The following is a 10244-nucleotide window of genomic DNA, read 5'->3' as shown; positions in this document are numbered from 1 at the left end:
CCACCCCTCCTTACCCCCAAGGAGAGTGCGCCATCAACGCGTCAAGCCCTCCCACTCCACCAGCCCCGCCCGGCACCCCGGGCGCCGGAGCCACCGCCACCGCGGCCGCGGTCGAACTCCGCGGCATCACCAAGCGGTTCCCCGGTGTCGTCGCCAACAGCGACATCGACATCACCGTCCGCAGAGGCACCGTCCACGCCCTCTGCGGCGAGAACGGCGCCGGCAAGTCGACCCTGATGAAGATCCTCTACGGCATGCAGAAGCCGGACGAGGGCACCATCAGGATCGACGGCGCCGAGGTCTCCTTCGGCAGCCCGGCGGACGCCATAGCCCGCGGCATCGGCATGGTGCACCAGCACTTCATGCTCGCCGACAACCTCACCGTCCTGGAGAACGTCGCGCTCGGCAGCGAGAAGCTGTACGGCATCGGCGGCAGGGCCCGCGCCAAGATCCGGGAGCTCTCCGACACGTACGGCCTCGGCGTCCGCCCCGACGTCCTGGTCGAGGAGCTGGGCGTCGCCGACCGGCAGCGCGTCGAGATCCTCAAGGTCCTCTACCGGGGCGCCCGTACGCTGATCCTCGACGAGCCCACCGCGGTCCTCGTCCCGCAGGAGGTCGACGCGCTCTTCGACAACCTGCGCGGCCTCAAGTCCGAGGGCCTCACCGTCATCTTCATCTCGCACAAGCTGGGCGAGGTGCTCTCCGTCGCCGACGAGATCACCGTCATCCGGCGCGGCACCACCGTCGGCACCGCCGACCCGCGTACGACCACCTCGCGGCAGCTCGCCGAGCTGATGGTCGGCAGCGAACTGCCCTCGCCCGAGACCCGCGAGTCCACCGTCACCGACACCCCGGCGCTCACCGTCAGCGGCCTGCGGCTGACCGCGACCGACTCCGACGGCGTCGTCCGCGAGGTGCTGGGCGGTATCGACTTCACCATCCACCAGGGCGAAGTCCTCGGCATCGCGGGCGTGGAGGGCAACGGCCAGGCCGAACTGGTCGAGGCCGTCATGGGCATGCGCACGCCCGACTCCGGCACCGTCGTCCTCGACGGGACGGACATCTCCGCCGCGCCCACCCGCAGGCGCCGCGAGAGCGGCGTCGGCTACATCCCCGAGGACCGCCACCGGCACGGCCTGCTGCTGGAGGCCCCCCTGTGGGAGAACCGGGTCCTCGGCCATGTCACCGAGACCCCCAACTCCCGGCGCGGCCTGCTCGACGCCCGCGCCGCCCGGCTCGACACCGAGCGCATCGTCCAGGAGTACGACGTGCGCACGCCCGGCATCGAGGTCACCGCGGCCTCCCTGTCCGGCGGCAACCAGCAGAAGCTGATCGTCGGCCGCGAGATGAGCCATCACCCCAAGCTGCTGATCGCCGCGCACCCCACGCGCGGCGTGGACGTCGGCGCGCAGGCCCAGATCTGGGACCAGATCAGCCAGGCCCGCCGCGACGGCCTCGCGGTGCTCCTGATCTCCGCCGACCTGGACGAGCTGATCGGCCTGTCCGACACGCTCCGCGTCATGTACCGCGGGCGCTTGGTCGCCGACGCCGACCCCGCCGCCATCACCCCCGAGGAGCTGGGCTCCGCGATGACCGGCGCCGCCAGCGGCCACCTGGACCACGAGGCCGCGGGCATCCCCGCCCAGGCGGCCGCCCCGGAAGGCGGCGACGACGCATGAACAAGCTCACCGGCCGCGTCGACAAGGAGCGGCTGCTCCTCGCGATCGCGGCCCCCGTCCTCGCCGTCGTCGCCGCGCTCGTGGTGACCGCGCTGGTCATCCTCGCCACCGGCAAGAACCCGTTCGAGGCGTTCAACGACATGCTGTCGTACGGCTCCGCGAGCGACAGCCAGATCTACATCCTGAACAAGGCGACGACGTACTACCTCGCGGGCGTCGCCGTCGCCATCGGCTTCCGGATGAACCTGTTCAACATCGGCGTCGACGGCCAGTACCGCATCGCGGCCTTCTTCGCCGCGGTCGTCGGCGGCGCCCTGCACCTGCCGGGCCCGCTCCAGATCATCGTGATCATCCTGGTCGCGATGGTCGTCGGCGCCATGTGGTCCGGCATCGCGGGCATCCTCAAGACCTCGCGCGGGGTCAGCGAGGTCATCTCCACGATCATGCTGAACTCGATCGCCACCGCCGTCATCGCGTACCTCCTGCAACCCGGCAAACTCGGGCAGCTGGACGACGCGGGCACGCTCGTGTCGACGAAGAACCTGCCGAAGTCGTCCTGGTTCTTCACCTTCAACGCGGGCCCGGCGGGCGATCTGTGGGGCTTCATCGTGATCGCCGCGCTGGTCGGCGTCGCCTACTGGTTCGTCCTCGGCCGTACGCGCTTCGGCTTCGACCTGCGCACCGTCGGCCAGTCCGAGTCCGCGGCCGAGGCCAGCGGCGTCGGCGTGAAGAAGATGGTCGTCACCAGCATGGTGATCTCCGGCGCCATCGCGGGCCTCGTCGGCATGCCGACCCTGCTCAACGACAGCCACGCCTTCAGCAACGACTTCCCGCTCGGCGTCGGCTTCACCGGCATCGCCATCGCGCTGCTCGGCCGCAACAACCCGGTCGGCATCGCCATCGCCTCCCTCCTGTGGGGCTACCTGGAACGCACCACGGGACACCTGGAACTCATCGGCTACGACAAGGAGATCCTGGGCGTCATCCAGGGCGTCATCGTCCTGTGCGTCGTGATCGCCTACGAACTCGTACGCCGCTTCGGCCTGCGCCGCCAGCAGCAGCGCGTCGGCGCCGAACTCGCCGCCCAGGCGGCCGCAGCCACCGACGAGAAGCTGGAGGTGGCGCGATGACCGCCACGACCACGGCCACCCCGCCGCCCACGGCGCCCAAGGCCGCGGGCGACGGCAAGCCGGCGGGACGCGGGAAGCTGTCCGTGCCGAAGATCCTGCTGATCGTCGCCGCCGCGCTCGTCCTCGTCTCCCTCGTGCGCATCGTCACCGGCTCGGAGCAGCTCGACTCCGAGGGCCAGATCGCCGCCGCGCTCGGCCTCGCCGTGCCCATCGGCATGGCGGGCCTCGCGGGCCTGTGGTCGGAGCGCGCGGGCGTCGTCAACATCGGCCTCGAAGGCATGATGATCCTCGGCACGTTCGGCGCGGGCTGGATCGGCTGGCAGACGAGCCCCTGGCTCGGCCTGCTCGCCGGCGTCGCGTTCGGGGTGCTCGGCGGCCTGCTGCACGCGGTCGTCACCGTCACCTTCGGCGTCGACCACATCGTCTCCGGTGTCGCCATCACCCTGCTCGCGCAGGGCGTCACGCAGTACCTGGCGAAGCTGTTCTTCAACCACGGCGACGCGCTGAACAAGGGCGGCAACCCCAAGCAGTCGCCGCCGGTCGACTCGCTGCCGCAGTTCACCGTGCCGGGCGTGTCCGACGGCCTGGGCTCGCTGGCGAACCACCACTGGTTCCTGATCTCCGACCTCGCGGGCATCGTCGGCGGCGTCTTCACCAACCTGTCGATCCTGACGATCCTCGCCGCCGCGCTGTTCGCCCTGACCTGGCTCGTGCTCTGGCGCACCTCCTTCGGCCTGCGCCTGCGGTCCGTCGGCGAGAACCCGGTCGCCGCCGAATCGCTCGGCGTCAACGTGTACTCGTACAAGTACATCGGCGTCGCGATCTCCGGCGGCCTCGCCGGGTTCGGCGGCGCGTTCCTCGCCATGGTCTCCTCCCACTTCTACCTGGAGGGCCAGACCGGCGGACGCGGCTACATCGGCCTCGCGGCGATGATCTTCGGCAACTGGCGGCCGGGCGGCCTCGCCATGGGCGCGGGCCTCTTCGGCTTCTCCGACGCCCTCCAGCTGCGCAACGGCGGCGACACCGTGCACGCGCTGCTGCTGCTCCTGGTGGTCCTGCTGGTACTGCTGGGCGTATGGAAGGCGTACAAGAAGGCGACGGTGCAGGCGATCGTGAGCGGGGCCATGGCCGCGCTGATCCTGGTGTGGTACCTCCTGACGGACTCGGTGCCGGACGACTTCGTCGGCGCGACCCCGTACGTGGTGACGCTGCTGGTGCTGTCCCTGTCGGCCCAGCGCCTGCGGATGCCGAAGGCGGACGGCCTGCGGTACAGGAAGGGCCAGGGATCGTGACCGACGCCGCCGCGCCCGACTGGACGGCGCTGCGGGAGGCGGCACGCGCGGCCATGCTCCGCGCGTACGCCCCCTACTCGCGCTACCCGGTCGGCGCGGCGGCGCTCACCGACGACGGGCGCACCGTCGCGGGATGCAACGTCGAGAACGCCTCGTACGGGATCGGCCTGTGCGCCGAGTGCGGGCTCGTTTCCGCGCTCCAACTCTCGGGCGGCGGCCGGCTCACCCACTTCACCTGCGTCGACGGCGCGGGGCAGGTGCTGGTGCCGTGCGGCAGATGCCGCCAGCTGCTCTACGAGTTCGGCGGTCCCGCCCTCGTCCTCGAAACCCCGGACGGGCTGCGCACGCTGGCGGAGATGCTGCCGCAGGCGTTCGGCCCCGGCCACCTGACGACTCCCGGAACCGATGCCCGATCCACGGACGACTCCCGGGGCGACTCCCCGGACGGCTCCTCTGACGGCTTCCGGAACGAACAGCGACAGAAATGAGTGACATGGACGTCATCTCGGTGATCCGCACCAAGCGCGACAAGGGCGAGCTGACCCCGGACCAGATCGACTGGGTGATCGACGCGTACACGCGCGGCGCGGTCGCGGACGAGCAGATGTCCGCGCTGGCGATGGCGATCCTGCTCAACGGCATGAACCGGACCGAGATCGCGCGCTGGACCGCCGCGATGATCGCCTCCGGCGAGCGCATGGACTTCCGGGCGCTCAAGCGCCCCACCGCGGACAAGCACTCCACCGGCGGCGTCGGCGACAAGATCACCCTGCCGCTCGCGCCGCTCGTCGCCGCCTGCGGCGCGGCCGTCCCGCAGCTCAGCGGCCGGGGCCTCGGCCACACCGGGGGCACCCTCGACAAGCTGGAGTCGATTCCCGGCTGGCGCGCCTCGCTCAGCAACGACGAGATGATGCGCGTCCTCGACTCCACCGGCGCCGTCGTCTGCGCGGCGGGCGACGGGCTCGCCCCCGCCGACAAGAAGCTGTACGCGCTGCGCGACGTCACCGGCACGGTCGAGGCGATCCCGCTGATCGCCTCCTCCATCATGTCGAAGAAGATCGCGGAGGGAACGGGCTCGCTCGTCCTGGACGTCAAGGTCGGCTCCGGCGCGTTCATGAAGACGATCGAGGACGCCCGTGAACTCGCGTCGACCATGGTCGGCCTCGGCACCGACCACGGCGTACGGACCGTCGCCCTGCTCACCGACATGTCGACGCCCCTCGGCCTGACGGCGGGCAACGCGCTGGAGGTGCGCGAGTCCGTCGAGGTCCTCGCGGGCGGCGGCCCCGCCGACGTCGTGGAGCTGACGCTCGCCCTGGCGCGGGAGATGCTGGACGCGGCGGGCCTGCCCGACGCCGACCCGGAGAAGGCGCTCGCGGACGGCGCCGCGATGGATGTGTGGCGCCGCATGATCGCGGCCCAGGGCGGCGACCCGGACGCCCCGCTGCCGGTGGCCCGCGAACAGCACGTGGTCACCGCCCCGTCGACCGGCGTGCTGACCCGCCTCGACGCGTACGACGTCGGCGTGGCCGCCTGGCGCCTGGGCGCGGGCCGGGCCCGCAAGGAGGACCCGGTGCAGGCGGGCGCGGGCGTCGAACTGCACGCGAAGCCGGGCGAGAACGTGCGCGCGGGCGAGCCGCTGTTGACGCTGCACACGGACACCCCGGAGAAGTTCGCGTACGCCCTGGAGTCGCTGGAGGGCGCCTACGACGTGGCCGCGCCCGGGACGCCGTACGAGCGGACTCCGGTGGTGCGGGAGCGTATTGCCTGACGGCTTTGAACTGGAGCTTCGGCCACTGGCATATGCGTGTGACACGTATGGGTGAACGGGATCGATGGACCTGCGGCGGTCCCGTTCGGCATGCTGGTATCGGTGATGACCGACAAGGAGACCGCCATGAGCGCACTCGCCGCCGAGCCCGAGGCCCCGCACGGGCAGGGCTGGGACGATCTCGTCCGCCTCTGGGAGGGCACGGACGCGCCTGAGGGCTGCAAGGTGGAGATCATCGAGGGGATCATCACCGTGGCACCGCCGCCGTCCAATGACCACAATCTGATCGCCGACCTCGTGCAGGAGGTCCTGTACGCGGCCAAGCCGAAGGACTGGGGCGTCTACCAGACCCTGGGCCTCGTTCTGCCGTCCAAGAAGGGCCTCTACATCCCCGACCTCGTTCTCGCGGAGCGCGCCGACCTCGCCAAGCGGCCGAGCTCGCTCCCGGCCGACCGCGCCAAGCTCGTCGTGGAGATCACCTCCGAGTCCAACGCGAACCACGACCGGATCGCCAAGGTCCACGGCTACGCGGACGCCGGGGTGCCCCTGTACCTGCTCCTCGACTCGTGGCACTCGGCGCGTCCGACCTTCACGCTCTACGGCGAGCCGGCCGACGGCACGTACCGGGCGCTGCTCGTGGGCGAGTTCGGCGAGAAGCTGGTCCTTCCCGAGCCCTTCGGGTGTGACATCGACACCTCCGCCTTCCCCGTCGCCTGACGGCCGCCGCGCCCGCGGCCGGCCGGGCCGGGCTCAGCTTCCGGCGGGCAGCCGCATCGGCGCCTCGAACAGGGGGAACCAGCGGGACGTGTCGAGGAAGGAGTTGATCCCCCGGATCTTCCCGTCCCCGATCTCCATGATCATCAGCGCCCACGGGGTGAACCCGTCGCCGTCCTCCGCGCGGTGGTAGTGCGCGAACGCCGGCGTCCCGTTCGCCACCAGCGGCACCAGGCGCGAGCCGCGGCAGACCGAGCCCACGCCCTCAAGCCAGCCCACGATGTTCTCGTGGCCGCGCAGCCACAGGTCGTACGGCGGCATGGACAGCGTCGCGTCCTCGTGCAGCAGCGCCGTCAGCGCCTCCATGTCGTACTCCTCGAAGGCCGCCACATAGCGGTCGAGCAGCTGCTTCTGCGCCGCGTCCAGCTCGTCGGCCGTGTCCGTCTCGGCGGGCGCGGCCTCGGCGAGTGTCGCCCTGGCCCGCTGGAGCGCGCTGTTGACGGACGCGACCGTGGTCCTCAGCAGCTCCGCCACCTCGCTCGCCCGCCAGGCCAGCACCTCGCGCAGGATCAGCACCGCGCGCTGCTTCGGCGGCAGGTGCTGGAGCGCCGCCACGAACGCCAGCCGGATCGTCTCGCGCTCCACGGCCGCCTCCGCCGGGTCGGCCGCCGACGGCAGCACCCGCCCGTCCGGCACGGGCTCCAGCCAGGTCGCCTCGGGCCGCGCGCTGAGCCGCGCCTGGGCCACCGGCGTGGGCTCCGAGAGGTCCATCGGGCGCGCCCTGCGGCGGCCCGCGCCCAGCATGTCCAGGCACACGTTCGTCGCGATCCGGTACAGCCACGAGCGCAGGGAGGACCGGCCCTCGAACGTGTCGATGCTCCGCCAGGCCCGCACCATCGTGTCCTGCACCGCGTCCTCGGCCTCGAACAGCGAGCCGAGCATCCGGTAGCAGTAGCCCGTCAGCTCCCTGCGGTGCTCCTCCAGCCGTGCGTCGAGATCCTGCGTCGTCGCCGTCTCAGACATCGTCGGTCACCCCGTTAGCCCCCATGGCACCCGGACGGGAGCCCTTCCTTCGGAAGCTACCGCAGCCCACTGACAATCGGCGCTCGGACGGTGCCCGGACGGTGCTCACACGGCGGTCAGGCGGCGGTCAGGCGGCCGGGGCCCCTCGGGCGGCGCGCCGTTCGGTCCGCCGCGCGCCGACCGTGCCGTACAGCGTCAGGCCCGCGACGCCCGCCATCGCGACGAGGCCCATGCCGACGGTCGCGGCCCACCCCGCCGAGTGGAAGGCCGCGGCGCCGATCGCGCCGCCGGCGCTGCTGCCCAGGTAGTACGCGGCCTGGTACAGCGCGGAGGCCTGCGCCCGCGCCTGCGTCACCGTGCGGCTGACCGAGGACGACGCCACCGAGTGCCCCGTGAAGAACCCGGCCGTGATCAGCACCAGCCCCGCGATCACGGCGGCGATCGAGTCCACCAGGGTCACCAGCAGCCCGGCCGCCGTGGTGCACAGGGCCGCGTACAGCGCCCCGCGCCGGCCGAGGCGCGCGACGACCCGGCCCGAGGCCGCCGAGGCGAACGTACCCACGAGGTACACGACGAAGACCGATCCGACGATGCCCTGCGGCAGGCTGAACGGCGCGCCCGACAGCCGGTAGCCGATCACCGTGTAGACCCCGCCGAACACCACCATGAACAGCGCGCCGATCGCGTACAGGCGCAGCAGCAGGGGATTGGCGAGGTGTTCGCCCACGGTCCGGCCGAACCCGCGAGGGGAGAGCTGACGCGGCGTGAAGTTGCGGGCCTTCGGCACCATGACCCGGAAGATCACCGCACACGCGACGGCGGCGACTCCGACCGCGAGCAGCGCGGCGCGCCACCCCCAGGCCTGCGAGATCCAGCCGGTGAAGATCCGCCCGCTCATGCCGCCGATGCTGTTGCCCGCGACGAACAGGCCGATGGCCGAGACCAGCGCGCCCGCCTCCACCTCCTCCGCGAGGAACGCCATCGCCGACGCGGGCAGGCCCGCGAGCGCCGCGCCCTGCACGGCCCGCAGCGCGATCAGCACCGCGAGGTTCGGCGCGAACGGCACGGCGAGGCCCACGGCGACCGCGACCACCAGGGACGCGGTCATCATGGACCGCCTGCCGAAACGTTCCGACAGCGCGCTCAGCGGTACGACGGCCACGGCCAGCCCGCCGGTCGCCGCCGCGACCGTCCAGCTCGCGTCGCCGGGGGAGACACGCAGCCCGTCGGAGACGGCCGGGAGCAGGGCCTGCGTCGAGTACAGCAGCGCGAAGGTCGCGATCCCCGCGACGAACAGGGCGAGGCTCAGCCGCCGGTATCCGGGCCGGCCGGGGGACAGGAGCGCGGGCGCCGCCGGCGCCACCGTACTGACAGAGGCCATGGGACGAACGTACGAACGTCCCCTTGATGCGTCCAATGCATCATTCGGAGACAATCGTTCCCGTGGAGCATGAACAGAGGTCCGAGGCGCGAACAGCGCCGAAAAGTGACGAGAACCGCATCGAATGGCGGGTCGACCGGGCGCGGGACGGACTGGACTGGCCGGTCGTCCTCGCCCCGCGCCTCGCCTACTTCGCCCGGGTCGCGCGCTACGAACACGTCACCAGGGCGGCCCTGGACACGGGCGTTCCGCAGTCCACCCTCTCCCGCGCCATCGTCCGCCTGGAGGCGGACCTCGGCGTCGCCCTCTTCGACCGCAAGGGCCGCACCGTCGCGCTCACCCCCGCGGGCCGCTCTTTCCTCACCGCCGTGGAGACCGCGCTCGCCGACATCGAGCGCGCCGCCGAGTCCGTACGGGCCGACGCGGACCCCGCGTCCGGCAAGGTCGCCTTCGGGTTCCTGCACACCATGGGCTCCGAGACCGTGCCCGGTCTGCTGCGCGAGTTCCGCGCCGACCATCCGCGGGTCAGGTTCCAGCTCGTACAGACCTACGGGGAGGCGATGCTGGAACGGCTGCGCGCGGGCGAACTCGACCTCTGCCTCACCTCGCCCGTGCCCGAGGAGCCCGGCCTCGTCGCCCACCGGCTCGACGAGCAGCGGCTGCGCCTCGTCGTCCCCGGGGACCACCGGCTCGCGCACCGCAGGCGCGTACGGCTCGCGGAGGCCGCGGACGAGGCGTTCGTGACGCTGGAGCCCGGCTTCGGACTGCGGCGCATCACCGACGACCTGTGCGCGCTGGCCGGCTTCAGGCCCCGGATCGCCTTCGAGGGCGAGGAGGCCGAGACGCTGCGCGGACTGGTCGCCGCCGGACTCGGCGTGGCGCTGCTGCCACCCCCGGCCTTCGCGCGCCCCGGCGTCGCGGAGCTGACGGTCACCGCGCCGCGCGCGGCCCGCGAGATCGGCGTCGCCTGGCTGGAGGGCCACCACGACACACCCCCCGTGGCCGCCTTCAAACGCTTCCTGCTGTCCCGCAAGGGGGGCCTTGTGACGGCGTGAACGCCCGCTGGGCGCCCGGGCGCCGACGACACGGGCACCGCGAGGGGCGTACGGGAAGAGGGCGCCGACACCCGCCCGGCAACCGACCGCCATGGAAACGACAGAGCCGGACGGGACCCCCCCCCCCGGCCCGGGCCCCCCCCCCCCGGCCCCCCGGCCGGGGGGGGTATAACAAAGGGCCCGGGCCCCCCAAGCGAGG

At 72.2% G+C, this 10244-nt stretch carries 8 protein-coding genes and 1 pseudogene; 7 read left to right on the top strand and 2 right to left on the bottom strand.

What is annotated here, in order from left to right; all coding sequences use genetic code 11:
- Positions 1-32: 32 nt before the first annotated feature.
- From LCE31_RS30425 to LCE31_RS30400, 6 genes and pseudogenes are all read left to right on the top strand, one after another.
- Positions 33-1679 (top strand): ABC transporter ATP-binding protein, encoded by a 1647-nt coding sequence (locus tag LCE31_RS30425; RefSeq protein ID WP_374118592.1) that lies wholly within the window; start codon positions 33-35, stop codon positions 1677-1679.
- Positions 1676-2809: an ABC transporter permease gene (locus tag LCE31_RS30420; protein ID WP_225020020.1), complete on the top strand. Its 1134-nt coding sequence runs from the start codon at positions 1676-1678 to the stop codon at positions 2807-2809. The genes LCE31_RS30425 and LCE31_RS30420 overlap by 4 nt, the downstream gene beginning before the upstream one ends.
- Complete coding sequence (locus tag LCE31_RS30415; protein ID WP_225020018.1) at positions 2806-4101, top strand: ABC transporter permease; 1296 nt, start codon at positions 2806-2808, stop codon at positions 4099-4101. The genes LCE31_RS30420 and LCE31_RS30415 overlap by 4 nt, the downstream gene beginning before the upstream one ends.
- Positions 4098-4490 (top strand): annotated as a pseudogene (locus LCE31_RS30410) (cytidine deaminase); the annotation flags it as partial. The gene LCE31_RS30415 and the pseudogene LCE31_RS30410, both read left to right, overlap by 4 nt.
- A 104-nt stretch (positions 4491-4594) precedes the next feature.
- Positions 4595-5872, top strand: a complete 1278-nt coding sequence (locus tag LCE31_RS30405) for a thymidine phosphorylase (protein WP_225020022.1) — start codon at positions 4595-4597, stop codon at positions 5870-5872.
- A 105-nt stretch (positions 5873-5977) separates the two neighbouring features.
- Positions 5978-6589, top strand: coding sequence for a Uma2 family endonuclease (locus LCE31_RS30400; protein WP_225020016.1), 612 nt, complete (start codon positions 5978-5980; stop codon positions 6587-6589).
- Between the two features lie 33 nt (positions 6590-6622).
- Here LCE31_RS30400 and LCE31_RS30395 read toward each other — a convergent pair whose 3' ends face one another.
- Together LCE31_RS30395 and LCE31_RS30390 are read right to left on the bottom strand one after the other, a co-directional pair.
- Positions 6623-7609, bottom strand: coding sequence for a sigma-70 family RNA polymerase sigma factor (locus LCE31_RS30395; RefSeq protein ID WP_225020014.1), 987 nt, complete (start codon positions 7607-7609; stop codon positions 6623-6625).
- A gap of 127 nt (positions 7610-7736) precedes the next feature.
- A complete protein-coding gene (locus tag LCE31_RS30390) occupies positions 7737-8990 on the bottom strand; it encodes an MFS transporter (RefSeq protein WP_225020013.1) in 1254 nt (417 codons plus the stop codon).
- A gap of 62 nt (positions 8991-9052) precedes the next feature.
- Here LCE31_RS30390 and LCE31_RS30385 point away from each other — a divergent pair, with 62 nt between their 5' ends.
- Complete coding sequence (locus tag LCE31_RS30385) at positions 9053-10045, top strand: LysR family transcriptional regulator (protein WP_225020011.1); 993 nt, start codon at positions 9053-9055, stop codon at positions 10043-10045.
- Positions 10046-10244: the final 199 nt, after the last annotated feature.

The sequence above is a fragment of the Streptomyces sp. 8L genome, assembly GCF_020176795.1.
Lineage (GTDB): Bacteria > Actinomycetota > Actinomycetes > Streptomycetales > Streptomycetaceae > Streptomyces.
The sequence above is the reverse complement of the archived record's forward strand: the minus strand, read 5'-3'. Positions and strand labels throughout refer to the sequence as shown.

Bases quoted from the DNA above. Each gene is read 5' to 3' on its own strand.
- LCE31_RS30420 (WP_225020020.1), top strand. From the start codon at position 1,676: ATGAACAAGCTCACCGGCCGCGTCGACAAGGAGCGGCTGCTCCTCGCG.
- LCE31_RS30415 (WP_225020018.1), top strand. From the start codon at position 2,806: ATGACCGCCACGACCACGGCCACCCCGCCGCCCACGGCGCCCAAGGCC.
- LCE31_RS30405 (WP_225020022.1), top strand. From the start codon at position 4,595: ATGGACGTCATCTCGGTGATCCGCACCAAGCGCGACAAGGGCGAGCTG.
- LCE31_RS30400 (WP_225020016.1), top strand. From the start codon at position 5,978: ATGACCGACAAGGAGACCGCCATGAGCGCACTCGCCGCCGAGCCCGAG.
- LCE31_RS30395 (WP_225020014.1), bottom strand. From the start codon at position 7,609: ATGTCTGAGACGGCGACGACGCAGGATCTCGACGCACGGCTGGAGGAG.
- LCE31_RS30390 (WP_225020013.1), bottom strand. From the start codon at position 8,990: ATGGCCTCTGTCAGTACGGTGGCGCCGGCGGCGCCCGCGCTCCTGTCC.